We start from the raw sequence: 26487 nt of genomic DNA, 5'->3' as shown, positions 1-26487 counted from the left end.
AGGAAATTCGAGAGAGTGCATCGGCAGCACAAAAACGCTGCCGATGCAGGGAATCAACCCTTAGCTACAGCCGTCAACACCGTCGATGGCACCGGCACACACTTTGTCTTTGGCAATGTGGCCCGCGTCAATCACAGCACTGATGTTGTCTTTGGTCACAGGGGTCGGCTCAAGGAAGATGGCGTTCATTTCAACACCGTTCGCACCACCGGACCACTTTTCCGCGCCTTCGACATCGGCCAACGCGGTTCCACCGGCCAGAGCCACGGCAATCTCGGCGGCTTTGCCACCCAGATCCAGCGCGTTTTTCCAGACCGACACGGTTTGCTCGCCACGGGCCACACGGTTCAGCGCGGCGTGGTCGCCGTCTTGACCGCCAACCGGCACGGACAGACCTTGCGCTTGAAGAGCGGCAATTGCGCCACCGGCCATGCCGTCGTTCTGGGACAGAACCGCGTCAACGTCGTTGTTGGCCGCTGTCAGGATCTGCTCCATGTTCTTCTGGGCATTGTCAGGCTTCCAGCCGTCCGAGAACGCTTCGCCGACGATGTTGATATCACCGGATGCGACCTTGTCGCCGATCACTTCCATCATGCCTTCCAGCAGGAAACCGGCGTTTGGATCACCCTTGTCGCCCTTGATGATGGCATAGTTGCCTTCGGGCTGTGCGGCCATCACGGTCTGGGCGATGATGCGGCCCACACCCTTGTTGTCAAAGGTCAGGTAGAACGTACGATCATCTTCGATCAGACGGTCATAACCCACGACCGGGATGCCTTCGTTGTCGGCTTGGTCGATGGCGGGGCCGATTGCATCCTTGTCCATCGCAAGGATGATCAGCGCGTCCGCGCCTTGGGCGATCAGCGCCTCGACGTCGGTCAGCTGCTTGGCAGCCGAGGCTTGCGCATCTGCGGAAATATATGTCGCGCCCAACTCTTCGAGCTTGGCTTTGATGGCCGCTTCGTCTGTTTTCCAGCGCTCTTCCTGGAAGTTCGACCAGCTCACCCCCACGGTGACGCCGTGGCCATCGGCCAGGACGGGGCTTGTGAACATCGTGGCAGCCGCAAGGGCGCCGAGTATCGTGCGTCGTTTCATTAAGTGTCCTCCCAAAGACATGGCCCAACCATTTTTTTCGACTGGGTTCCTCATTGTTAGCTAATTAAATTCGAAAAGCAAATTAAATTGGACAGCTTTGCAAAAAAGGGTCACTATCGGCTGGAGAGGTCGCCGGCGGCGACCATCCTCGGGAAGAAAAAAGAAAGTCTTTTCATGGCGTTCGGGCACCAAAAAGTTGAAAGCAGGCGGTTGCTGCTGCGCGAGATCGCGCAACGCGGCCCCCTGCCCCGCATTGATCTGGCCGCACGTACCGGCATCAGCCGGGCGACTGTGACCTCCGTAACCGGAGAGTTGCTGCGCGGCGGATTGATCGAAGAAGTGCCGCGCGAATCACGCAGCGACGAGGCATCACGCGGCCGCCCGCGCGTCGACCTCAAGGTTGCAGGAGCGGCCCACCTGATCGCGGGTCTGAAGGTTTCGACCACTGCAATCTCTCTGGTCCTGATGGATTTCGAGGGGGCCCATATCGCCGATTTCGAACAACAGATCGCGCCGGGGCGTCATTCGCCCGACGCCCTTGCCGAAGAGATCGCCACCGCGCTAGAGGCGCTGACCGCCCAGGCCGGGCTGGGCCTTGGGGATGTCTCCGGTGTCGGCGTGGGGCTTGCGGGTGTGGTCGATGCCGATCACGGGCTGGTCTACTGGTCCCCCTCACTTGATCAGCGCAATGTCCCTTTCGGTACCGTATTATCCGAACGCCTGGGGATCGCCGTCTACCTCGATAACGATGCCAACCTTGTGGCGATGGCCGAACTGACCTTTGGCATTGGCAAGGATCACTCAGATTTTATCGTCATCACCATCGAAAGCGGTGTGGGGATGGGCATGGTCCTGGGCGGCCAGCTTTATCGCGGTACGCGCGGGTGCGGGGCTGAATTTGGTCATACCAAAGTACATCTGGACGGGGCCTTGTGCCGCTGTGGACAACGCGGATGTCTGGAGGCTTACGTGGCCGACTATGCCCTCGTGCGCGAGGCGGCCAGCGTGGGCGGCGTCAGCCTGACAATGCCGACCTCACAAGCCGTAAACACGGTATTGCGCGCCGCCAAGGCGGGTGATCCCACCGCCCGGACCGTCATTGAACGCGCGGGCAAGATGTTTGCCATGGGTCTTGCCAATCTGGTCAACATCTTTGACCCCGAACTGGTGATCCTCGCCGGTGAACAGATGCAATTTGACCACCTCTATGCGGACACGGTGATTGACGACATGCAAAAACTGATCGTCGAGATCGACAAACCCGCCCCCGCTGTCGTGGTCCACAAATGGAACAACCTGATGTGGGCCAAAGGGGCGGCCGCCTATGCGCTGGAATATGTGCAGGACACGGCCGTCGAGGAGTTGGCGGATGTTTAAGCCGCTCGCATTATATGCCGTTCTGGCAGGTCAGGTACTGGCGGACAGTACGCCTCGCTTTGAGCCTATCACGGTCCCCAAACACGTCTATGATGGCGGGTGGGAGCATTTTGTGGGCGGTGGCCTTGCGGTGCTGGATTGCGATGGTGACAGCCGGTTGGATCTGGTTGCAGCGGGCGGATCGAACCCGGCGATGCTGTTGCAAAACGTGTCAGCGGATGGCGGTGCCGTGGCTTTTGTGGACGCGACCCCACCTGCGCTGAAGATCACAGGTACCACCGGGGCCTATCCGCTGGATTTCGACGGTGATGGCACCCTTGATCTGGTCGTCTTGCGCGTCGGAGCCGACATCATGCTGCACGGCCTTGGCGGGTGCGATTTCGAGGCCATCCCTTGGGATTTCGAAGATCGCTGGAGCACTGCGTTTTCGGCAACTTGGGAGGCGGGGCAGTCCAGACCAACGCTCGCCTTCGGGCACTACGTGGACCGCGCCGACCCGGAAGGGCCGTTCGAAGCCTGCGATATCAATACGCTATGGAGACCAACAGCCAGCGGATATGCCGCAACCCCGCTCACACCAGGGCATTGTGCGCTGTCGATGCTGTTCACCGACTGGGCCCGCACGGGCCGCGCCGATCTGCGGGTGTCCAATGATCGTCACTACTATGTCCGCGACGGACAGGAACAGTTGTGGGCGATGGAGGATAGTCCCCGCCTCTATACCGAGGACGACGGTTGGGATCGTCACATGCTCTGGGGCATGGGAATCGCGGCGCGTGATCTGGATCGGGACGGGCGCGACGAGGTGTTTCTAAGCTCGATGGGCGATCAACGCCTGATGCACCGGGCGGAGGCGACGCCCACATATGTCGATGTCCCCTTTGACGTCGGCAGTACGGCGCAACGCCCCTATATCGGCGATGACGGGCGCCCCTCGACCGGGTGGCACATCGCCTTTGGCGACGTGAACAATGACGGGCGCGATGATGCGTTCATCGCCAAGGGCAATGTGCAGCAAATGCCGGGCAACGCGATGGAAGACCCCAACAACCTGTTGATCGCGCAAGGCGATGGCAGCTTTGCCGAAGCCGGAAATACCGCTGGCGTCGCATCACTGCACCGTGGTCGCGGCGCGGCATTGGCAGATTTCAACGGCGATGGTCTGCTCGATCTGGCAGTCGTCAATCGGCGCGCACCGCTTGAGGTCTGGCAGAACGTCACGTCGACCAACGGCCAGTGGCTGAGCGTGTCGCTGACCCAGGAAGATGGCAATGCGCAAGCCGTGGGTGCTTGGATCCAGGTGGATGATGGCACATCCGTACAAGCACGTGAGATCACAGTGGGCGGCGGCCATGCAGGCGGCATGGCAGGGCCGCAGCACTTTGGATTGGGCGATGCGAATGCCGTGAAGCTGCGGGTGCGCTGGCCGCACGACGGGTGGTCAGAATGGCAGGACGCAGATGCAAATCAGCACCTGCGCATCGCCAGATAGCGCGCGCCTAGCGATCGATCGGCAATCCACTCGGCACGCTGGCCGGGATACCCAACGCCCCGCGCACGCTTTGCGGATCGGTCAGCGCACCCATGAATGCAATCAGGTCCGAAACCTCTTCATCGCTCAGCGATTGGGGCGCAAGGCTGTTGGCCGCCGCGATGGCATTGATCTCGGCCGTGTCGCCCATCACCCGCAGATCATCCGCATCAAAGCCCGGCATCACAGCCTGCGAAGGATCATAGCTGCGCAAGCTGGTCACCGGATCAAGGTGGTGACGTATGACCCCTTCGAGGGTCGCATAGGCACCGCTATGTCCATACGGTGCCGTGTACACCACGTTACGCAAAGGCGGCGTGCGGAACGCATAGGCATCCGCCGGATCGCCCGTCACACGCATCCGCCCCGTGTCACGCGCATGATCCTCGAACCGGGCCGCCTTGCCCGGCCCGATCTGGGGCATGGCGATCGCATGAAAATCATGATCCGTCTGGAACCGACCGGAGTGGCAGCTCGTACAGTCGGCCTTGCCATAAAACAACGCCATCCCGCGCATCGCGGCGGGTTCCATCTCGGTTCCATTGCGCAGGTAAAGGTCAAACGGGCTCGCCACACCGCGCCATTCGAAATCGAGGAACGCAGCCAGCGCATCCGAAATGTCGGTGAACCCAATCCCCCTATCGCCGATGATCATATCAAAGCGCGCACGGTATTCCGGGATCGCGCTGACCCGCTCGGACAGGATATTCCACGCCCCGCCCTGCCCTGTCAGCAACCCTTGGCGCACGGCTTGAGCCACATCGTTTTCGGCGTAATGCCCCGCCATCTCATCAGGTGACAACACCGGGAACATGGATTGCGCGGACAAGGCAGAGGCAAAGCCCATCTCCATCTCGGACCCCAGGGGGGTGCGGATACCCGAGGGGCGGTTCGCATCCTCCTCCAACCGGCCATCGTGGAAAAAAACGGTAAATTCGCGTGCGCCCAGGTTGAACAGGGGCGATGCGTTGCGGGGGATGCGTTGTTCGGGGATGTTTTTCGCATCCACGACCCGATCAGGCCCCAGACCAACGCCGCCATCCCCAAGCCCGAGCGACACACCGTCACCGGTAGCATGTTTGGGGTGGTGGCAAGTGGCACAGCTGACCGTTTTGGACCCCGACAGGACCGGGTCATAAAACAGCAACTGTCCCAGTTCGATCAGAGCAGGGTCATGGGTCGGAAACTCGGGCTCGGCATATGGCAGATCGCTTGCCCAGATCGGCGCTGCGATCAATCCAAGGACTGCCGCCTTAAACGAAACGCGAAACATGGTTTTCCAAAATCTCCTGCCGCCCCGACTGCGGCTGCGGTTCGATCCCGTCGCCCAAGACCCGTTCGGAAATCGTGCCCAGATCGCTTTTCAGCATCGCCTGCGCGGCGTCCCGGTCCCATCCGGCATAGCGGGCAGCCAGCGCATCGCTCAGACCGCCATCCTCGATCATGGCGGCTGCGGCCTTGAGGCCCCGCGCGCAGATATCCATCGCCCCAACATGAGCAGCAATCAGATCCTCAGCGTCCAGTGATTGGCGGCGCAGCTTGGCATCAAAGTTCGTCCCCCCCTGCCCCAGACCGCCCGCTTGCAGGATATGGTAATAACACAACGCCACCTCGGGCACGTTGTTGGGGAATTGATCCGTGTCCCAGCCCGACTGGTAGTCGTTGCGGTTCATGTCGATGGAGCCGAGCATGCCTTCGCTTGCCGCCACTGCGATCTCGTGCTCAAAACTGTGGCCCGCCAAAATCGCGTGCCCCTGTTCGAGGTTCAGCTTGACCTCATCCTCAAGCCCATATTTACGCAGGAACCCGATACAGGTTGCCGCGTCATAGTCGTATTGATGTTTGGATGGCTCTTGCGGCTTGGGTTCAACCAATATCTGCCCCTTGAACCCGATCTTGTGCTTGTATTCGACCACCATGTTCAGGAACGCGCCCATATGGTCCAGCTCGCGGCCCATGTCGGTGTTTAGCAGGGTTTCGTACCCCTCGCGCCCGCCCCACAGCACGTAGTTGTCGCCGCCCAGCTTGTGGGTCGCATCCATGCAGGATTTCACGGTCGCCGCTGCATAGGCGAACACATCCGGGTCCGGGTTGGTCGAGGCCCCCGACATCCAGCGGCGGTGGCTGAACATGTTGGCCGTGCCCCAGAGCAGCCGGACCTTGGCGCTGTCCATCTTCTCCCCGAAATAGTCGGTCATCTCGTTCAACCGGTCGATGCTTTCGCCCAACGTATCGCCTTCGGGGCGCACATCGGCGTCGTGCCAGCAGAAGAACGGCACGCCGAGCCGCTCGAACATCTCGAACGCCACATCCGCCTTCATCTTGGCGCGGCCCATATCGTCTTGCGGATGCCAGGGCCGCACAAAGGTCGGCCCACCAAACGGGTCCCCGCCCTCCCACGCGAAGGAATGCCAATAGGCCACCGCAAAGCGCAGATGATCCTCCATCCGCTTGTCCATCACCTTTTCGTCGGGGTTATAGTGGCGAAAGGCCATGGGGTTCGTACTGTCAGGCCCTTCGAAGGCGGCGGGCGGAACGGCGTCAAAAAATCCGGAGGTCATGGCATGGCTTTCAATTTGGGATAGGCAGTGGTGAACGCGTTATAGGCGTCGTCATAGGCAGAGGTGAGGGTCGGGTCAGGTTTGATGATATCAGCAATCTGCGGTTTGGTCATAACGGTGGGAGGATCATCACCCGTTACACCGCACATCGCGATCCGCGCCGCACCAAGGGCCGCACCAAAGGCCCCGTCTGCCGGTCGCTCCAGCGGGATATTGAGGGTGGTCGCCAGCATTCTGGTCCACAGGTCTGACTTGGTACCGCCCCCGATGGCAAGGGCTGCCTCAAGCGTGGCCCCCGTGCCCTTGAGCGCCTCAAAACTGTCGCGCAGTGCAAAACTGACGCCCGTCATAACCGCATGGGTCAACACGGTCGGCCCTGCACCAATATCAAGGCCGGTAAAACCACCTCTGACATCTGCATCATTGTGCGGGGTGCGTTCGCCCGACAGGTAGGGATAGAATTTCGCGCTGCCCGGCGCGGTCAGGGTCGGCCCAAGCGCCTCGGTCAACGCGCCCTGCGACTGCCCTGTGATCCGCGAGAGCCAATTGAGGCTGTCGGTGGCCGCCAGAACAACCCCCATCTGGTACCACCGTTCGGGGACCGCATGGCAGAAGGTATGAACCGCCGTATCCGCGTCGGGCGCATAGCTGTCACGCCCCGCCAAGACGACGCCCGACGTGCCCAAGGACACAAAACCATCGCCCTGCCCAAGCGCGCCCACGCCGCAGGCAGCCACCGCATTGTCGGCCCCACCCGCAACCACCTGACAGTCGGTAGGCAAGCCAAGGTCGGCACGCGCGGATTGCACTGACCCAACCACGTCTGTCCCCTCAAGCAGCTCCGGCATCTGATCGCCGCGCATACCGCCAAGACGCAACAGATCGTCCGACCAGCAACGTTCTCCGACATCCAGCCACGCGCTGCCGGCGGCATCCGACATCTCGGTCACATGACGCCCTGTCAGCCACCAGACCACGTAGTCCTTGGGCAACATGACCTTGGCGACCTTGGCAAACACATCGGGTTCATGGGCTGCGACCCATGCCAGTTTGGGGGCGGTGAACCCCGGAAAGACGATATTGCCGCTGATCTTGCGGGCCAGCGGGTCCGCGTCCATCGCGGCAGCTTCAGCGTGGCTGCGCGTGTCATTCCACAGAATACAAGGGCGCAAGACCGCCCCCGCCGCGTCGACCAGAACCGCGCCGTGCATGTGACCGGACAGGGCCACGCCCCGCACCGTCGCAATGGCCTCAGGACGTGCAGCGCGCAACGCGGCCATTGCGGCCGTCATCCCGGCGATCCAATCGGCCGGGTCCTGCTCGCTCCATCCCGGTGCGGCGTTGGTCACATCATAGTGCGCATCCGCGCTGCCAATGGCCCGACCTTCGTCATCCACCAGCAACGCTTTCACACCGGATGTGCCCAAATCAAATCCCAGGTACATGGCCGTCCTCCCTGATCCGCACAGTCGCGCGCTTTAATTCGATTGTCAAATTTAATGACGCGCAATCGACGGATTGCATCGCGCGCGCGACACCTCTCTGAACTTGACAGGCCCACCTCGACGGGCCCCTTTCAACATGGGCGACTCGGCGATATATCGCGGCTACGCACAAACAGGAGCAGACAGCCCGTGACCTTTGATCGTTCCATCAAAATCGCACCTTCCATTCTCGCGGCAGACTTTGCCAATTTCGGGGCTGAATGCGCCGCGGTGGAGGCGCAGGGGGCCGATTGGATCCACGTCGATGTCATGGACGGCCATTTCGTGCCCAACATCACCTTCGGGCCTGCGACCTGTGCCGCGATCCGCCCCCATATCAAGGGGGTCATGGATGTCCACCTGATGATCGCGCCCGTTGATTCCTATATCGAAGCTTTTGCGGACGCGGGCGCCGATGTGCTGACCGCCCATGTGGAGGCTGGCCCCCACATTCACCGCACGCTGCAAGCGATCCGGGGTGCCGGAATGAAAGCGGGCGTTGCCTTGAACCCCGGCACACCCGCAAGTGCTGTGGCAGAGGTGATGGATATGGTCGATCTGATCTGCGTGATGACGGTCAATCCCGGCTTTGGTGGACAGAAATTCATCGATATGTCGGCCAAGATCACCGCCTTGCGTCAGATGATCGGGGATCGCCCTGTGCATATCGAAATCGATGGCGGCGTGGACCCTACAACCGCGCCTCTAGTGGCAAAGGCTGGTGCGGATGTGCTGGTCGCTGGCTCAGCTGTTTTTCGCGGCGGGTCCGTCAGCGACCCTGCCCCCTATGGTGAGAATATCCGCGCCATTCGGGAGGCCGCAAACGGGGTCTGGACCTAGGGCGATCACGCCAACTCGGCGGCAAACGTCTCGATCAGCTTGTGTTTCAGGACCTTGCCCGTCGGGGCCGCTGGCAGGCTCTGCGCCAGAATATAGCGCGCGGGGCGCTTATACCCTGCCAGCCGGTCGCGCACGAAGGTACGCAGAATATCCGCGCTCAATCCGCTGTCTCGTGCGACCTGAACAAAGGCAAGGACCTCTTCGTCCCCCTCGAAGGGTCGTCCGATCACGGCGGCCTGTACCACGTCGGGATGATCGTTCAGCGCCGCCTCGACCTCGGGTGGGTAGACGTTGAACCCGCCATGAATGATCAACTCCTTGGCGCGACCGACGATGTGCAGATGCCCGCGCCCATCGATGCAGCCCAGATCGCCGGTATGTAGCCACCCCTGCGCGTCAATGGTGCGTGCGGTTTCGACCTTGTTGCGGAAATATCCCCGCATTACATGTGGTCCACGGGTCAGGACTTCGCCCACACCATCCACCGCATCCGCCTGATCAATCGCAATCTCGATCTCGGGCAAGGCGGGGCCAACGGACGTGTCAAGGTCCCCAATCAGATTGCGCGTCGCGGCGGTGCCTGCGGTGCTTTCGGTCATTCCATATCCGTTCTGGATCGCAACGCCATAGAATGCCTCGGCCTCGCGTTTCCAGGTTGGGTCCAGCGGGGCCGCCCCGGACGAGACATAGCGCAACGTGTCGGACCCCAAAGCCTCCAGCCCATTCGCCCGCGCATGGGCCATCAGCAGCGCGTGCATCTGCGGAACGGCCGAGAACAGAGTGATCCCGTCACGCAACCCATCATAGACAGCGCAGACATCAAACCGGGGCACCAGACGCACAGGCGCGCCTGCATGGATCGCGGCAACCACCACCGAACACAAGCCGAACACATGGGTCGTGGGCAAAACCCCATAGATCAGGTCCGCAGGCGTCATCGCCCGCAAATTGGCCGACGTCTGGCCCCCAAAGCATACATTGGCTTGGGTCAACATCACGCCCTTGGGGTCGCCGGTGGTGCCCGTGGTATAGAGGATCACAGCAATATCGCGGTCGATATCCAACGCAGGTGCGGGCAGGCACAGCAGATCAAGCGCACCCCACGCCCCTGTCGTTTCGGAGGCGTTCAGGCGTGCACTGTGCGCAACCGCATCCGAAGACACAGCACTGGTCAGCAACACGGCGTGCGGCGCGGCATGCGCAATGATCCGGTCAAGTTCATGTGCCGTCTGGCGGGCGTTCACCGGCACCGCCACCGCACCAATCAGCCAAGTTGCAAACAGCGCGGCCACCGCCGCCCCGCAGTTTTCCGAAACGATCAGAACGCGGTCGCCTGCTGTCACACCCTCCTTGCCCAAAACCTCAGACAGGGCATCGGCAGCATGTTTCAGATCAGCGTAATTCCACTTGGTACCAAGGGAATCCTCAAGCGCAGGAGCCTCCGGTCGCGCCTCTGCTTGCCCAAGCAGCAGGTCTATGACCGAAGGCGCCCTCATTGCCCTTTGACCCGTTTGTAAACGCCCGTGGCTGTGGCCAGCACGCGGCCTTCCTCATCTTGCAAATGTCCTTCGGCAAACACGGTGGCGCGCCCGCCGCCGGTGACGACACCCTTGGCCGTCACCCGGCCTTGGGACGCGGGTGCGACGAAATTTGTGGTCATCGACAGGGTGTGGACGCGGGTTTGCGTATCCCCCTCAAAGCTCAGCGCAGCGGCATAGCCCATCGCATTGTCCAGCATGCAGGCGATGATCCCGCCGTGCAGCCCACCATGGCGATTGCCGTGCTGGGCCCCGATCTCAAGATGGCACAGCGCAACCCCATCCCCGACCGTAAGATCGACGACATAGCCAAGCAGCGTCTGAGCGCCCGTTTCGTCCCGGATAATGCCCGGATCAGGCGGCAGAGAGGGCAATGAACCGCTCCAGATGATAGTCGGTGTCGCCAAAACGGTGATCGGCCATGACGATGCGTTTGGCGATATGGGCCAGTTCGTATTCCTGCGTCATCGCGATGCCACCATGCATCTGGATCGACTCTTCGGCCACCAGCCGTCCAATCCTTCCGATCAGGTTCTTGGTGGCGGACAGGTGCAGGTCCGCATCCGGTGCCTCAAGATAACCAGCCGCATTGATCACCGCACTGCGGGCCTGTTCCAACTCGATCAACAGGTCGGCCATCCGGTGCGCGAGCGCCTGAAAGGTCCCGATGGGCCGGCCGAACTGGGTCCGCGTCATCAGATAGTCCTTGGTCAGGTGGGTGGCGGATTCCATCGCGCCAAGCGCTTCGGCACTGATCGCAACAAGTGCCAGATTGGTCGCGGCTTGCAGGTCCGACAGCGACAGGCCCAACGGCTCAGCAGGCGTATTGTCAAACGTCACTTCGCCCGCACGGCCCCCTGCCAGCAACGGATAACCCTGAATGTCGACGCCCTTGGCATCCTTCGCGACGAGGTAAAGCGCAATTGCATCGCCATCCCGCGCTGAGACGATCAGGTGATCCGCCGCTTCGGCGTTCATCACCACCGCTTTGCGCCCGGTCAATACGCCACCATCCGCTTTCGTATGCACGTAATCCATATCGTACCGGCCGCCGGGTTCGCCATGTGCCACGGCAAGGTGCAACGTCCCGGCAATCACCTGCTCGACCATATCCGACTTGCCCGCCGCCGCCAGCAACCGCCCGCCCATCAGCGCGCTATCGAGTACGGGTTCCACAACGCCAGCGCGCCCCAGTTCTTCAAACACCACGGCAAGATCAAAACCCGCACCGCCAAAGCCGCCCATCTCTTCGGTGAAGAGCGCGCCAAGAACACCAAGCTCCGCCAATTCGGCCCAAATGTCAGCGGACAGCCCAGCATCCGACGTCAGTATATCGTTGCGCACCGCAGTTGTGTATTTCTCACGCAGATAGCGGCGCAGCGTGTCCTGCAACATCTGCCGCTCTTCGGTCAGTTCAAAATTCATGCCCGGCCTCCGCTCATGGTGACCTTGGCAATGATGCCGCGTTGAATTTCGTTCGAACCGCCAAAGATCGACAGTTTGCGGTTGTTGAAATACTGCGCCGCCACCGGCCCCGCACCAAGCGGGTCGGGGATTGTGTCATTGGCACCTTCCAGCGCTTCTGAGGCAAAGGGCATCGCGTAAGGGCCTGCCACACGGCGTGCCAGGTCATTGATTTCCTGCCGAATAATCGACCCCTTCACCTTGAGCATGGAGGCCTCAAGGCCCGGCGCACCACCCGCAGCCGCCTTTGAAATGATCCGCAGGTTCGAGGTCGCCATGGCCCGCAGATCGATATCCACCTGCGCGACACGGGCCGCAAAATGGGGGTTTTCGATCAGCGGCTTGCCATTGTGGTTTTCCGCCCGCGCCATCCGTTTGACCGCCGCCAGCCCCGCCTGAGAGAAACCGACGCCCGCGATATTCGCCCGCTCATGGGTCAGCAGGTATTTGGCATAGGTCCAGCCCTTGTTCTCTTCGCCCACCAGATTTTCGACCGGCACGCGCACATCCGTGAACCAGACCTCGTTCACCTCATCACTGCCATCCAGCAGGATGATCGGGCGCACCTCGATCCCCGGCGTGTTCATGTCGATCAACAAAAAGGAAATGCCCTCCTGCTGTTTTACATCCGGATCCGTACGGACAAGACAGAAAATCATGTTGGCGTGCTGGCCAAGGGTCGTCCACGTCTTTTGGCCATTGACCACATAATGATCGCCATCGCGCACAGCGCGGGTCTTGAGCGAGGCGAGATCAGACCCAGCCCCCGGCTCGGAGTAGCCCTGACACCACCAGTCCGACCCATCCAGAATGCGGGGCAACCAATGGTCCTGCTGTTCTTTCGATCCGAATTTCTGCAACACAGGCCCCAGCATCGACAGCCCAAAGGGCACGATACGCGGGGCATTTGCAGCTGCTGCCTCGGTATCAAAGATGTGGCGCTGCACAGCGTTCCATTCGCCACCCCCAAAGGATTTGGGCCAGTTCGGGGCCAGCCATCCGCGCGCATTCAGAATGGCGTGCCACCGCTCAACCTCGTCCTTGCCGAGTTCAATCCCCTTGGCCACCTTGTCCACGATTTCGGAAGGCAGTTCATCGCGCAAGAACTCCCGCACCTCGCTTTGGAAGGCCAGTTCATCGTCGGTAAAGCTCATATCCATCGTGTCAGCCCTTTTTGTTCAGGTCGTCAAAGGTCCGGTTTTCGGCCACCAGTTGTTCAAGCAGGGGTGCCGCAGTCCAAAAATACGGGTCAGTCTGGGCATAGGATTTGATATCGTCCAGCAAACCGCCCAGCCCCTGCATATCCGCCCATTTCAGCGGCCCACCACGATAACGCGGAAATCCGTAGCCAAAGATCAATGTCATATCGACATCAAGCGGTCGGCGCGCGATGCCCTCACCCACGACCTTGGCCGCCTCGTTGACCATCGCCGCCATGTAACGGCGCACAATCTCGTCCCCGGTAAACGCACGGGGCGTAATGCCATGGGCCGCACGCTCCGCCTCGATCAACGGCATGACATCCGGGTTCGGCACACGCGCCTTGGCCCCCGCGGCGTAGTCATAATAGCCCTTGCCGGTCTTCTGACCAAAATGGCCCGCCTCGCACAGCTTGTCAGCATAGCTCGCATCGCGGGCTCGAGGATCAAGCCCCTCGGCCCGTTTGCGCTTGCGCACGGCCCAACCGATATCCAGCCCCGCAAGGTCCGCCACCGCGAACGGCCCCATCGCAAAGCCGAACCTTTCCAACGCTGTGTCGATCTCGTAAGGCGAGGCGCCATCAAGGATCATGTGATCAGCAGCTGTGCGGTAGGTCGACAGGATGCGGTTGCCGATGAAGCCATCGCATACGCCCGCCCGCACGCTGATCTTGCCCAGCCGCTTGCCCAGTTCGAAGCTGGTGGCTACCACGTCCAGTTCGGTTTTTTCCGCCACCACGATCTCAAGCAGCTTCATGACGTGGGCTGGAGAAAAAAAGTGCAGGCCGATCACGTCTTTGGGGCGCTTGGTCGTTGCCGAGATTTCGTTAATATCGAGGTATGACGTGTTGGAGGCGAGAATAGCGCCAGGCCTGCACACGCGGTCAAGCTCGGCAAAGACCTTTTTCTTAACATCCATGTCCTCAAAGACGGCTTCGATTACCAGGTCCACCTCGGATAGATCATCATAGGATGTAGTGATGCTTAGCGCCTTGGTAAGGATGTTTTCATGGTCTTCAGCGCTGATCTTGCCGCGTTTAAGCGCGCCCGACAGATTGCCCTCAATGCGTTTGCGGGCGGCCATCCCGGCCTCGGCGGTCATATCCAGCATGGTCACGGGTAGGCCAGAAAGTAGGGCAGCGGTGGCAATGCCCGCGCCCATCGTGCCGCCGCCGATGACGCCGATGGCATTCACGCCACGGGTCGCGACGCCCTTCAGTTCGGGTAAATTCGACACTTGCCGTTCCGAGAAAAACGCGTGGATCATCCCTTCGCGCTGATCCGTCTGCATCAGATCGTAAAATATCTGGCGCTCCGCCTTGAGGCCCTCCGCAAAGAGTTTTTCAACCGACGCCTGAACTGCGCGCACGCACCAGGCCGGGGAAATCTGGCCCTTGCTGCGCGCCAACGTAGCCTCGAACGTGGCATCCCAGTCAATCGGCGCAGGGGCTGGCATCCCGCTTACCGGGCGACGCGGCGCATCCTTGGCCAGAAGTTTCTGCGCATAGGCCAACCCATTCTCAGCTGGATCACCTTCTTGGATCACATCGATAATGCCCAGATCATGCGCTTCTTTTGCGCCCACGTGACGGCCCGTGGTCATCACCTCAAGGGCGGGCTCAACACCGCTCAGGCGCGGCAGACGTTGGGTACCACCGGCACCGGGCAACAACCCCAGATGCACCTCGGGCAAGCCGACGCGGGCCGAGGGCACCGCGATGCGGTAGTGACAGCCCAAGGCAACCTCAAGCCCACCGCCCAGGGACACGCCGTGCATCGAGGCCACAACCAAGAGCGGCGACGCCTCGATCCGGTTGATCAGGTCAGGCAGATGCGGCTGCAAGGGTGGTTTACCGAATTCAGTGATGTCGGCACCTGCAAAAAAGGCACGGCCTTCCCCGACGATCAGCACCGCGCGCACGCCAATATCGGCCTCGGCGCGGTCCATCATATCCCACAGCCCCTGGCGCACCGCTTGGCTCAGCGCATTCACAGGCGGGTTCTGAACGGTTAAAACGGCAACCTCACCGTGACGGGCATAGGCTATCTTATCGCTCATCGAGAACCTCCACTGATGCAGGCCACCCGGCAGGACATATTCCGCACGGGGCCCGAACCATCAGCGTAAGGGGCGCATCAAAAAGGGCAAGCCCCTCGCCGAAAGGACGCGACGTCCCGCTTCTTCTGTCCCTCGATGAGCGCGGGTTCAGTCAGTCACGCATCGCGACGATAGATAAAGCACCGCCCTTCAACAGCACCGGCGGGCAGCGGTTGCTCGACAAGTCCTTCAAAATACATCCGGTCCGAGGCAACCATCAGTCCCCCAACCGCCAACAGCGGCTCGACCAAAGGCGAGATATTGCGCGCAAAGATGTCGTTCTTGGCCCGATTGTGACCGCCAAGATCGGCGTGGATCAGTGCAGTCGTCGGACCAAACCGCGTCAACGCGGCAGGTAGCGTGTCATAGACATCGCCCAGCAACACCATATCCTCGGGCGGGGTGCTGTCGGGATGGGACGCCACCGCGCGCTCAAAAACAAACACATCCCGGTCCGGCAGAATATGGCGGATATGATGGTAGGTGCGCCCATTGCCCAACCCCAACTCAAAGACGGGACCCGGCAGTGCTGCAATCGCGTCGGCCGCATGATCAAGACAGGCACGCTGAGACACCATACGGTCCACAAACAGATCAAGGCGGCTTTGGGTCATCACGATATTCCTTTGTGTTTCCCATTAGATGGGTCAGAAATTCACAAATGCCCAGCACGAATCCGCGAGAAGCCCGTGTATGGACCTATGCGCGGAAATCGGGTTCACTGAAATTTGGCACGCCACGGTGAAACGAAGGCCCAAACAACTAAGGACGGTGTATGGCCCCCCTTCTTGACGTCAGAGACCTCTCTATCGGCTTTGGATCGGCACCGCCGGTTGTGGCGGGCGTCAACTTTTCCGTCAGCGCGGGCGAAACATTGGCGATCGTGGGCGAAAGCGGGTCGGGCAAGACACTTTCGTGCCGCTCTATCCTGCGCATCCTGCCCCGTACGGCCCAATTGCGGCGCGGGGCCATCGAGTTCGGCATCGGGTCGGCGCGTACCGACCTTCTCAAACTGCCCTCCTGCGACATCCGCGACATTCGCGGTGACCGCATTTCGATGATCTTTCAGGAACCCATGCACTCCCTGTCACCCCTGCACCGGATCGGTAATCAGGTGGCCGAAGTGCTGACCCTGCACCGTGACATGACCACAGCCGAGGCCAAAAAGGACGTGCTGGCCACGTTCGATCGCGTGGGCTTTGCCGATCCTGAACGCGCCTTTCGGGCCTATCCCTTCGAGATGTCGGGCGGTATGCGTCAACGCGCGATGATCGCCATGGCGATGGTGGCCAAACCCGATCTGCTGATCGCGGACGAGCCGACCACGGCGCTGGACGTGACCACCCAAGCGCAGGTGCTGGGGCTGATGAAAGACCTGCAACGCGATACCGGCATGGCCATGATCCTTGTGACCCACGACCTTGGCGTTGTGGCCAACATGGCCGACAGCGTGGTGGTGATGAGCAAGGGGCACGTCATGGAGAGCGGCCCCGCTCCGGCGGTGCTCGGCAATCCGGGCCATGGCTACACCAGAAAACTCTTTGCCGCCGCACCCATGATTCCCAAGGACGCCATCCCCGTGCCCCCGGTCGAAAAGGACGACCTGATCCTTGAACTTCAGAACGTGTCGAAAACCTACACGGTCCGCGCCGGGGGCTGGCGGGCCAAGAAACAGGTCTTTGCCTGTCGCGACGTTTCGCTGAAATTGCAACGCGGCAAAACGCTGGCCGTGGTGGGCGAAAGCGGATCGGGCAAGACGACCTGCGCACGCATCGCCTTGGGCGCCGAAATCCCGGACGACGGGTCGCGGGTGCTGTTTCGCGCCAAGGCAAATGACGAACCGGTCTGCATCAACGACCTCAGCCGCTCCGAAAAGATCGCGTTTCAGCGTCAGGCCCAGATGGTGTTTCAGGACCCCTATTCGTCCCTGTCCCCCCGGATGCGGGTGCAGGAGGCGCTGACCGAGCCGATGGAAATCCACCGCATCGGTGACAAGATCGCACGCCGCGACAAGGCGGCGGAAATGCTGCGGTGGGTCGGGCTTAACCCCGACATGCTCAAACGCTACCCCCACGCCTTTTCGGGCGGTCAGCGCCAACGCCTGTCGATTGCCCGCGCGCTCACGCTTGATCCGGTCTTGCTGGTCTGTGATGAGCCGACCTCGGCGCTCGATGTATCGGTACAGGAACAGATCCTGAGCTTGCTGGAACGGATTCGTGACGGTATGGGGCTGAGCTATCTGTTCATCAGCCACGATCTGGCTGTGGTGGCACGCATTGCAGACGAAGTGGCTGTGATGCGCCAAGGCGTGGTGGTCGAACAGGCCCCGCCCTCGACCTTGTTTTACAACCCGCGCCATCCATATACCAAGGCCCTGATCGCGGCCCAACCCGAACCGGACGTGAGCCGCCCGATTGATCTGGCACAAGTGGCCCACGGGGCGGGGTCCTCTGCGTCATGGCCCGATCAGTTTCGCTTTGAGGGGCGCGATGCCCCTGACCTCATCCAAGTTGAACCCGGACACAAGGTGCGTTGCCATGCTTGACCGACTGAGCGCCGTTTTGATCGCCGGGCTCGTGGCCCTGCCCGCCTTTGCACAACCTGTCGTGCAAGAAAGCGGCTTTTGGGCTACGGAGGTGAAAAAGGGGCAGATGGATCCCGCCCCCGACCGCATTCCCGACACCCCGCTTGTTGTCGATCTTGAGGCAAAGGGCCGGGAGTTCGGCAAGCAAGGCGGCACGCTGCGCACGATGGTCACCCGATCCAAGGACGTGCGTCAGATGGTGGTCTACGGCTATGCGCGGCTGGTGGGCTATAACGAAAAATACGAGCTGCGCGCCGATATTCTACGCGACTATGACGAGGTCGATGGGCGCATCTTTACGCTGCATCTGCGGCCCGGACATCGTTGGTCGGATGGCGCGCCCTTCACCTCCGAGGATTTCCGATATTGGTGGGAAAACGTCGCTCTCAACGAAGAACTCAGCCCCAATGGTCCACCCGAAGTGATGCGGGTCGGGACGGATTTGGGCACAATGACGTTCCCGGATGAACACACCGTCGTCATCGAATTCCCCCGCGCCAACCCGATGTTCCTGCAATCGCTGGCGCAGGCCAGCCCACCATTTATCTACCGCCCCTCCCATTACCTCAAACAGTTCCATGTCGACTTCAACACCATGGAAGAGATGGAGGAGATGATCGACGCCAAGCGGGTGCGAAGCTGGGCACCGCTGCACAACAAACTCGACAACATGTACAAATTCGACAACCACGAGCTGCCCACCCTCCAGCCGTGGATGCCCGCCAGCACCGGCGGGCAATCGCGCCAATTGTTCGTGCGCAATCCTTACTTCCACCGGATCGACGCGCGCGGGGTGCATCTGCCCTATATCGACGTGGTCGAGATGGGGATCGTGGGGTCAGGTCTGGTCGCAGCCAAATCCAACGCCGGTGAAAGCGATCTGCAGGCCCGCGGTCTGGATTTCCGGGATGTGTCGATCCTGAAGAAAGGCGAGGCGGACGGCGCGCCCTATCGCACCTATCTTTGGGCCAACAGCGCAGCGAGCCAGATCGCGATCTATCCCAACCTCAATTTTGCCGATCCGGTCTGGCGACAGGTCATCCGCGATGCCCGCTTTCGTCGTGCCCTGTCGATGGGCATCGACCGGCGGATGATCAACCGCGCGCTCTATTTCGGTCTGGGCAAGGAAGGGAACATGACGGCGCTGGCCGCCAGCCCGTTCTTTGAATCCGAGAACCTCACCAAATGGGCGCTGTATGATCCCTACACCGCCAACCTGCTGCTGGATGAGATGGGGCTGACCGAACGCGATGCCTCCGGCATTCGCAAACTGCCGGACGGGCGGGCGATGGAGTTTGTCATCGAAACTGCGGGCGAGCGTCAGGAAGTCGAAAATGCGCTCGCCATCATCACCGACACGTGGCGCGATCTGGGCATCAAGCTGATCATGCGCCCGCTTGATCGCGACATCCTGCGCAACCGGGTGTTTTCAGGCGTGACCATGGCCGCCGTCTGGTACGGCTGGGACAACGGTATCCCGCAACCCTACACGCCGCCCGCCTATCTTGCGCCCACGGATCAGGTGTTTTTTGCATGGCCCAAATGGGGGCAGTATTACCAGACCCACGGGGCAGCGGGCGAGCCTGTGGACATGCCCGAGGCCAAGCGTCTGATGGAACTCTCCGCCCTTTGGGAACGCAAGCCTGACCCCTATGACCGCACCCGGATCTGGCGCGAAATGCTCGCCATTCATGCCGACCAGCAATACGGGATCGGCATCCTGTCCGAGGCCCCTCAACCCGTTGTCGTGTCCGATCGGCTGCGCAATGTGCCGGAGTTTGGCAAATGGGCGTGGGATCCCGGCGCGCATTTCGGGATTTACCGCATTGACGAGTTTTTCTTTGACGACGAAGAGTTGGCGCAGGTGTCCCAATGATGTTCATCCGCTATGCGGTGTGGCGGTTTCTGACGATGCTGCTGACACTGGCCGTGGTGTCGGTGTTGGTCTTCATCATCATCAACCTGCCACCCGGCGACTATCTGTCAAACCAGATCGCGGAATTGCGTGCCACGGGACAAGCCGAGGGTGTCGCCAAAGCCGAGTTCCTGCGCAAAGAATACGCGCTGGATCGGCCCTTATGGCAGCAATACCTGATCTGGGTGGGGATGATCCCCGGCCCTCAGGGGTTTTCGGGGCTGATCCAGGGCGACTTTGGCTGGTCCTTCGAATTTGATGCCCCGGTGGCGGACATCGTTGGCGACGCACTTTGGCTGACAGTTCTGGTGAATCTTGCGGCTGTCCTGTTTGTCTATCTGGTGGCGTTGCCTTTGGGCGTACTCGCCGCGTGGAAATCAGCTACGTGGGTGGACTATACTACGGCATTTGTGGGTTATCTGGGGCTAGCGACACCCAACTTTCTGCTCGCATTGATCCTGTTTTACTACGGGCACAAATACCTCGGCCTGCCCATCGGGGGCCTCATGTCACCCGAGTTCGAGGGCGAGCCGATGAGTCTGGCCAAGGTGCAATCCATCCTGATCCACCTGATCGTGCCCACATTCGTGATCGGCACCTCGGGCGCGGCGGGGATGATGCAGCGGCTGCGGGCCAACATGCTGGATGAACTGAGCAAACCATACGTGGAAACGGGCAAGGCCAAGGGTCTGTCCTCGACCCGGTTGCTCACGAAATATCCGCTGCGCATGGCCTTCAACCCCTTTGTGGCCGATATTGGCAACCTGCTGCCCGCGATGGTGTCAGGGTCGGTTCTGGTGTCGGTCGTTCTGGGCCTGCAAACCATCGGGCCTGCGCTGCTGACGGCCCTCAAGTCACAGGATCAGTTTCTGGCGGCCTTCGTGTTGATGTTTGTCGCGCTGCTGACCCTGATCGGGACAATGATTTCAGATTTGCTGCTGGTGCTGCTTGATCCGCGCATTCGCTACGGCGCGCGGGAGGGATAGAGACATGAGCAATCTGCCAGACGGCCGCTTTATCGACGACGCGCCTTATGATCCGAATGTGGATCTGTCGGCCATCGACCGCACAGACATGGACGCACCCAACTGGCTGCTGGTGTGGCGCAAGTTCCGCCGCCATCGGCTTGGGCTGATTTCAGGGCTGTTCCTGCTGCTGGCCTATATGGCGATCCCCTTTGCGGGGTTCTTGTCGCCTTACACGCCCAATGAACGCAGCGCAGACTATCTTTATCACCCGCCCCAAGCCATCAAGTTCTGGCACGAAGGCGACTATATCGGCCCCTTCGTCTATCCGACCGAGGCGGTGGCCGATCTCGAAAATTATCGCTGGACCTATACCACGGACGAAACCCGGCCCATGCCACTGCAGTTCTTTTGCAAGCGGACCAGGTACAACCTGTTCGGCGTGATCCCGACGGAACGGCACCTGTTCTGCGCGCCCGAAGGGGCGACGGTGTTCATTTTCGGCTCGGACCGGTTGGGGCGGGACGTGTTTTCGCGCATTTCCTATGGCGCGCAATTGTCCCTGACCGTGGGGCTGATCGGGATCACCGTGTCCTTTATCCTCGGGATCGGATTTGGCGCGATTGCGGGCTATTTCGGAGGCTGGGTGGATTGGGTCGTCAACCGCGCAATCGAAATCCTGCGTTCCCTGCCGGAGTTGCCCTTGTGGCTTGCCCTGTCGGCGGCGGTGCCGTCAAATTGGGGGCCCGTTTCGGTGTTCTTCATCATCTCGATCATATTGGGATTGCTGGATTGGCCGGGCCTTGCGCGGGCGGTCCGAAGTAAGTTCCTGTCGCTCAGAGAGGAAGAATACGTGCGCGCCGCAGAGATGATGGGGGCCAAGCCGGGCCGCGTGATCCGCCGCCACCTGTTGCCCAACTTCATGTCGCATCTGATCGCCTCGGCCACCTTGTCGATCCCCGCGATGATCCTCGGTGAAACGGCGCTGAGCTTCCTTGGCCTTGGCCTGCGCGCCCCTGCGGTCTCGTGGGGCGTGATGCTCAACGATGCTCAGAACCTCGCATCCATCGAGATCTATCCGTGGACGGCGATCCCGATGCTGCCCATCATCATCGTGGTGCTGGCGTTCAACTTTCTTGGCGACGGCCTGCGCGACAGTCTGGACCCTTACACAAGCTGAACCGATGCAGGCGGGCCAGGGACCGCCTTACGGTTTGCGCCGGGGCGGTTGCCCGCCACCGGGTGCGCCCGCGGCCCGGCGTGCCTTGTTCTTCTTGCTATTGTACTTCGCGGTCTTGGGCGCGGCACCTGTCGGTTTGCCGCCTGGCTTGCCCTTTTGCGCGGTCTTGTGACGGGGTTTCTTTGGGGTGCTCACAGCCCCGTCCTGAATGGCCTTGTCCATGGTGCTGGGTGCTTTGGCAAAGCGTGATTTTGCAGCAGCCGGTTTCGCACCGGGTTTGGGTTTGCGTGGCTTGGGTGTCGAGGTGTCATTCCAGTCAATCGGCGCGCCATCATTGTGCGCCTTGGGTGGATCACCCCACACCCGTTTGGCCGAGGGTTTGGGCGCGTCTGCGCGCGCGGGCTTGTCCTTGAAGTCCCGTTTGGGTGTGTCATCGTAGGCGTGCTTGGGTTTATCCGCGTGGTCGCGTTTAGGCCTGTCACCAAAGTCACGTTTGGGCTTGCCACCGGGTTTGCCCTCAAACCGGGGCTTGGGCTGGCTGGCCGCATCTGGCACCCCGTCGAGTTTGGTGACTTTTGCCCCGCCCTCGACCACCATGTCAGCCCCGAGCGCCTTGAGGAACCCGTCCACCGCTTCGGTTTTCAACTCCACATAAGAGGTATCATTCTGGATGCGGATCGCGCCAATGTCGTCCTTGGTGATGTCGCCCGCATTGCACACGATGGGCAAGAGACGGCGCACTTCAACGCCCTGATCGCGCCCGCCCGATACGGAGAACCATGTGCTTGGCCCGAAGGGTGCACGTTCCTTCGGGGCTTTGCCCTCCGCCACGGCGGACAGATGTTCGGGGGCGGAATGGCGCAGCCCATGGATGCGCAGCAAGGCGGCGGCAAGCTGGTCGGTACTGAACTGATCGACCAGTTTGGCGATCATGTCCGCCTCACCTTCACCAATCGGATCGGTCCACATCGGATCGTCCATCAGGCGCAACTCGTCCTGTGCGCGTACAGCCTCGGCAGAGGGCGCGCTGATCCATTCCGCGTCCAGTTTGGCACTGCGCAGGATGCGTGTCGCCTTGGCGCGCACCTTGGCCGTCACGATCAACGCACTTGTGCCCTTGCGCCCGGCCCGGCCCGTACGACCCGAACGGTGCAACAAGGTTTCGTGGTTGGAGGGCAGTTCGGCATGCACCACGAGATCGAGGTTGGGCAGGTCGATGCCGCGCGCCGCCACGTCCGTTGCCACACACACCCGCGCGCGCCCGTCACGCATGGCTTGCAGCGCGTTGGTGCGTTCCGATTGGGTCAATTCCCCCGACAGTGCGACAACAGGAAAGCCCCGGTTGGACAGCCGGGTCGTGACCCGGTTCACCATGGCGCGGGTGTTGCAGAACACAATGGCATTGGGGGCCTCGTGAAAGCGCAGGATGTTGATGATCGCGTTTTCAGCGTCGTGATTGGCGACCGTCATGGCCTGATAGGTGATGTCGGCGTGCTGCTTTTCGCCTGTGGTGGTCGCAACGCGCACGGCGTCCTTCTGATAGGTCTTGGCCAGCCGCGCGATCTGCGCCGGCACCGTGGCCGAGAACATGAGCGTGCGGCGGCTGTCGGGGCATTCGCCCAGAATAAATTCGAGGTCCTCGCGAAAGCCAAGGTCGAGCATCTCGTCGGCCTCGTCCAGCACCACACCGCGGATGGCCGTCAAATCGATGGAGCCACGCATGATGTGATCGCGCAAACGGCCCGGCGTGGCGACCACGATATGCGCCCCCCGGCCAAGCGCGCGGCGCTCGTCGCGCATGTCCATGCCGCCCACGCAGGACGCCATGACGACGCCCGTCTCGCCATAAAGCCAACCAAGCTCGCGTTTGACCTGCATCGCCAACTCGCGCGTGGGCGCAATAACCAGTGCAAGCGGGGCGTCGGCGATCTGAAACAACTCTTCGTCACCCAGCAAGGTGGGGCCAAGCGCAAGGCCAAAGCCGACCGTCTTGCCTGACCCGGTCTGGGCAGAGACCAACAGGTCCGCACCGATCAGGTCAGGGTCAGTGACGGCCTCTTGAACAGGGGTCAGGTCAGTATAACCACGGGCGGTCAGAGCGGATTGAAGCGGTGCGATCACGGGAACGGTCCTAGCAAAACGAGGGCGCAAGACGGGACGCTGCGCCAAGCCTGCGCGCCTATGCCCTTTACCGGGGCTTGTCTAGGCAGTTTATCGGTCGTCGCCCCCATCCATCGCGTCCTCAAGCAGGTCCTCTTCGATCGAGGCCTGGGCGGCGGCGGTGATTGCCTTGCGATCCTCTTCGGTCAGATCCTCGGTTTTGCCGTCAGCCAGCCGCACGGTGACCTCGCGGTGCGCGAACTTGATCCCTTCGCGCTCAAACAGGGCGCGGATTTCCTCATAGACCTTTTTGCGCACCAGCCATTGATCGCCGGGTTTCGTCATAAACTTGACCCGGATGATCATTGCACTGTCCTGCATTTCAATCACGCCCTGCGACTTGAGCGGCTGGATGAAATTGTCACCAATCACCGGATCATCCAGCAATTGGACCCCAAGGTTCTTGATCAGCTTGCGCACCCGTTCGACATTGGTGTCATAGGTCACGCGCAAGGGCAGCTTCATAATCACCCAATCGCGCGAATAGTTGGTAAGCACCTGAATTTCGCCAAAAGGCATCGTGTGCAGTGCGCCAAGGTGATGGCGCAGCTGGAACGAACGCACGCTGATCTTTTCGACCGTGCCCTTGACCCCGCCCACGTCAATATACTCGCCCTTGCGGAACGCATCATCGAACAGAAAGAACGCACCCGAAAAGATGTCGCGCACAAGGCTCTGGCTGCCAAAACCCACCGCGACCCCGATAATCCCCGCGCCCGCAAACAGCGGGCCGACATTGATCCCCATCTCCATCAGCACAATCAGCACGATGGTGAGGATGATCAGCAGCAGCACGAAATTGCGAAACAGGGGCAGCAGCGTGGCAAGGCGCGACGCGGACGATCCACCGCCCTCGTCCCCCAATTCGGCCTCAATCATATCGCCCTGTTCTTCGATGATCTTGTTGTCGATCCAGATGCGGAACACGTTGTAGATGATGTAGCCGATGAACAGGATCACGATGATATCAAGCAACCGGTCCGCCCAGCTTTCGCCCATCACGTTCGATTCGGGTGCCCAGATCGCAACAAAGGCATAGCTGCCCGCCACAAAGGCAAGGATGCCCGCAATCCGCCGTGCCAGCCCTTCAAACGAGGTGATGCGCGGCCCTTGGACAACATCGTTGCGGGTTTGTACGGCTTCGGGCGTTTCACCTGCCAGGGCGTTGCGTTCCCGCAAGGCCCGCGCGCGTTCAAAGCTGCGCTCGATAAAGAAGTTGATCACCCCGTAAACCACGATGATCGTGGTCAGGATCGCCCACCCCGCCGCCAGCAAGGGCACGCCCAGAGGCTCGCCCAGCACCAGATGAAAGGTCTGATCCCCCCAAGCAAAAAGGAAATACAGCATCGCCAAAGGTGCCCATGTGCGTGCCAGCAGGCGCACCACCCACGAGGCCTGCGCCACCGTCTTTCCGTTCAGGATCGCGGTGGTGATCGTGCGGCCGTTCACGACAACCATCGCGATATTCAGCAGCATCACCCCAAAGCTCATCAGCGAAAACAGGAACACGTAGACTTCGTAATTCAACCCCAGCTCTTCGATCCATTCCCCGAACAGGATGGTAAAAAAACCCAGGGCCGCCCCGACCGACAGCCACAGGTGCAGCACGCGCGCGGGCCGGTCCTCCATCAATGGAATGCGGTATTGGGCAAGGTAGGGCGACAGGATCATGCGCCATATCCCGGCGGCGATACGGGCCAGAAAATAGCCTGCATTGATCAGCGAAACGGTGAACTGCATCGCAGAATCTTCGAGTGGGCCAAAGATGATCAGCCCCAGCAGATAGGCCACGGCCATGGACACAAGTATGCCCACCACCCCAAAGACGAAGCGGAACATGAGGAATGGCATCTTGCCCGAATAGCCCACCGGGTTTTCAAGGATACGGGCGACGACAAACCGCTTGGCGATGCGTTTGCCAAAGATTTGAGTTTCAAACATCATCCCTGCCGCAAACAGGGCCAGACTGATCAGCAACGCCTCGACATAGGCAAAGATCGTGCCGTCAGGGCTGGCGGCGCGCAGGATGAACACCACCTCGTTAAAGGCATCCGGCAGGTTCAGAAGCCGGTCAAACAAGGCCGAGCGGAAAGCCACCGCATCGTCCTGTATCCCCATCAACGTAGACCCCGATGCAGGGGTCGCACTGTGCGGCGCAGGCTCGCTCACTTGGGTCAGCACTTGCCCGTCGCTGTCGATGACCACCACGCTGACGCCATTTTCAGCAGCCGTACGCATGATTTCAGAGATATCGTTTTCCACCGCCGCAGGGGATGACGGCAACAGGTTGGTCAGCCCCTGCGCCTGAGCAGACATGGGCAGCGTGCACAACATCCACAGAAAAGCACCTGAAATCAGCGCGATAAATGTTCGATATGTCACAATCCGGGGGCCTCAAAATTCCATGCCAGAAACGCTACGCCAACCGTTGCCTCTTTGACAATCGATGCCCTTTCCTTTTTGGCACACATCAGATCACATCTGACGCTGGCATTT

Annotated in this window: 19 protein-coding genes; 7 read left to right on the top strand and 12 right to left on the bottom strand. The window is 60.9% G+C overall.

Annotation, left to right across the window (positions count from 1 at the left end; genetic code table 11):
• Nucleotides 1-60: 60 nt before the first annotated feature.
• Entirely contained in the window at nucleotides 61-1095 is a 1035-nt protein-coding gene (locus Q0859_RS14975; RefSeq protein ID WP_299152452.1) for a substrate-binding domain-containing protein, read from the bottom strand.
• Nucleotides 1096-1269: 174 nt separating this feature from the next.
• Between Q0859_RS14975 and Q0859_RS14970 the strand changes: the two genes are divergently transcribed.
• Together Q0859_RS14970 and Q0859_RS14965 are read left to right on the top strand one after the other, a co-directional pair.
• The gene (locus Q0859_RS14970; RefSeq protein ID WP_299152450.1) at nucleotides 1270-2472 is read left to right on the top strand and encodes an ROK family transcriptional regulator; all 1203 of its coding nucleotides are present in this window, start codon (nucleotides 1270-1272) and stop codon (nucleotides 2470-2472) included.
• On the top strand, nucleotides 2465-3964 hold the full coding sequence (locus tag Q0859_RS14965; protein ID WP_299152448.1) for a CRTAC1 family protein: 1500 nt from the start codon (nucleotides 2465-2467) through the stop codon (nucleotides 3962-3964). Before Q0859_RS14970 ends, Q0859_RS14965 begins: the two co-directional genes overlap by 8 nt.
• Before the next feature lie 7 nt (nucleotides 3965-3971).
• On the opposite strand, the gene Q0859_RS14960 is transcribed toward Q0859_RS14965, so the two are convergent.
• From Q0859_RS14960 to xylB, 3 genes are read right to left on the bottom strand one after another with little or no spacing between them, the layout of a single operon-like run.
• Nucleotides 3972-5276, bottom strand: a complete 1305-nt coding sequence (locus Q0859_RS14960; RefSeq protein WP_299152446.1) for a cytochrome c peroxidase — start codon at nucleotides 5274-5276, stop codon at nucleotides 3972-3974.
• A complete protein-coding gene (xylA, locus tag Q0859_RS14955) occupies nucleotides 5257-6564 on the bottom strand; it encodes a xylose isomerase (protein ID WP_299152444.1) in 1308 nt (435 codons plus the stop codon). The genes Q0859_RS14960 and xylA overlap by 20 nt, the downstream gene beginning before the upstream one ends.
• Nucleotides 6561-8009: a xylulokinase gene (xylB, locus tag Q0859_RS14950; RefSeq protein ID WP_299152441.1), complete on the bottom strand. Its 1449-nt coding sequence runs from the start codon at nucleotides 8007-8009 to the stop codon at nucleotides 6561-6563. The genes xylA and xylB overlap by 4 nt, the downstream gene beginning before the upstream one ends.
• A 189-nt stretch (nucleotides 8010-8198) precedes the next feature.
• Here xylB and rpe point away from each other — a divergent pair, with 189 nt between their 5' ends.
• On the top strand, nucleotides 8199-8888 hold the full coding sequence (gene rpe / locus Q0859_RS14945; protein ID WP_299152439.1) for a ribulose-phosphate 3-epimerase: 690 nt from the start codon (nucleotides 8199-8201) through the stop codon (nucleotides 8886-8888).
• A 5-nt stretch (nucleotides 8889-8893) separates the two neighbouring features.
• Here rpe and Q0859_RS14940 read toward each other — a convergent pair whose 3' ends face one another.
• The 6 genes from Q0859_RS14940 to Q0859_RS14915 all read right to left on the bottom strand — a co-directional run bounded on the left by Q0859_RS14940 (nucleotide 8894) and on the right by Q0859_RS14915 (nucleotide 15801).
• On the bottom strand, nucleotides 8894-10384 hold the full coding sequence (locus Q0859_RS14940; RefSeq protein WP_299152437.1) for a class I adenylate-forming enzyme family protein: 1491 nt from the start codon (nucleotides 10382-10384) through the stop codon (nucleotides 8894-8896).
• Complete coding sequence (locus Q0859_RS14935; RefSeq protein WP_299152433.1) at nucleotides 10381-10800, bottom strand: PaaI family thioesterase; 420 nt, start codon at nucleotides 10798-10800, stop codon at nucleotides 10381-10383. The genes Q0859_RS14940 and Q0859_RS14935 overlap by 4 nt, the downstream gene beginning before the upstream one ends.
• Nucleotides 10781-11851, bottom strand: a complete 1071-nt coding sequence (locus Q0859_RS14930; protein WP_299152431.1) for an acyl-CoA dehydrogenase family protein — start codon at nucleotides 11849-11851, stop codon at nucleotides 10781-10783. The genes Q0859_RS14935 and Q0859_RS14930 overlap by 20 nt, the downstream gene beginning before the upstream one ends.
• A complete protein-coding gene (locus Q0859_RS14925) occupies nucleotides 11848-13050 on the bottom strand; it encodes an acyl-CoA dehydrogenase family protein (RefSeq protein ID WP_299152429.1) in 1203 nt (400 codons plus the stop codon). Before Q0859_RS14925 ends, Q0859_RS14930 begins: the two co-directional genes overlap by 4 nt.
• 4 nt (nucleotides 13051-13054) lie before the next feature.
• The gene (locus Q0859_RS14920) at nucleotides 13055-15148 is read right to left on the bottom strand and encodes a 3-hydroxyacyl-CoA dehydrogenase NAD-binding domain-containing protein (protein WP_299152426.1); all 2094 of its coding nucleotides are present in this window, start codon (nucleotides 15146-15148) and stop codon (nucleotides 13055-13057) included.
• 155 nt (nucleotides 15149-15303) lie between these two features.
• On the bottom strand, nucleotides 15304-15801 hold the full coding sequence (locus tag Q0859_RS14915) for a class I SAM-dependent methyltransferase (RefSeq protein WP_299152424.1): 498 nt from the start codon (nucleotides 15799-15801) through the stop codon (nucleotides 15304-15306).
• A gap of 161 nt (nucleotides 15802-15962) precedes the next feature.
• Here Q0859_RS14915 and Q0859_RS14910 point away from each other — a divergent pair, with 161 nt between their 5' ends.
• Genes Q0859_RS14910 through Q0859_RS14895 form a run of 4 tightly spaced genes read left to right on the top strand, consistent with a single transcriptional unit; the run spans nucleotide 15963 to nucleotide 21831 of the window.
• Nucleotides 15963-17732 (top strand): ABC transporter ATP-binding protein, encoded by a 1770-nt coding sequence (locus Q0859_RS14910; RefSeq protein ID WP_299152422.1) that lies wholly within the window; start codon nucleotides 15963-15965, stop codon nucleotides 17730-17732.
• Entirely contained in the window at nucleotides 17725-19647 is a 1923-nt protein-coding gene (locus tag Q0859_RS14905; protein ID WP_299152420.1) for an ABC transporter substrate-binding protein, read from the top strand. The genes Q0859_RS14910 and Q0859_RS14905 overlap by 8 nt, the downstream gene beginning before the upstream one ends.
• Complete coding sequence (locus tag Q0859_RS14900; RefSeq protein ID WP_299152418.1) at nucleotides 19644-20672, top strand: ABC transporter permease; 1029 nt, start codon at nucleotides 19644-19646, stop codon at nucleotides 20670-20672. Before Q0859_RS14905 ends, Q0859_RS14900 begins: the two co-directional genes overlap by 4 nt.
• A gap of 4 nt (nucleotides 20673-20676) precedes the next feature.
• A complete protein-coding gene (locus Q0859_RS14895; protein ID WP_299152416.1) occupies nucleotides 20677-21831 on the top strand; it encodes an ABC transporter permease in 1155 nt (384 codons plus the stop codon).
• 27 nt (nucleotides 21832-21858) lie between these two features.
• On the opposite strand, the gene Q0859_RS14890 is transcribed toward Q0859_RS14895, so the two are convergent.
• A complete protein-coding gene (locus Q0859_RS14890; RefSeq protein ID WP_299152414.1) occupies nucleotides 21859-23952 on the bottom strand; it encodes a DEAD/DEAH box helicase in 2094 nt (697 codons plus the stop codon).
• A gap of 90 nt (nucleotides 23953-24042) precedes the next feature.
• Nucleotides 24043-26373 (bottom strand): mechanosensitive ion channel domain-containing protein, encoded by a 2331-nt coding sequence (locus tag Q0859_RS14885; RefSeq protein ID WP_366523206.1) that lies wholly within the window; start codon nucleotides 26371-26373, stop codon nucleotides 24043-24045.
• Nucleotides 26374-26487: the final 114 nt, after the last annotated feature.

Origin of the sequence: uncultured Tateyamaria sp. (assembly GCF_947497045.1) — a bacterium.
GTDB lineage: Bacteria > Pseudomonadota > Alphaproteobacteria > Rhodobacterales > Rhodobacteraceae > Tateyamaria.
The sequence above is the reverse complement of the archived record's forward strand: the minus strand, read 5'-3'. Positions and strand labels throughout refer to the sequence as shown.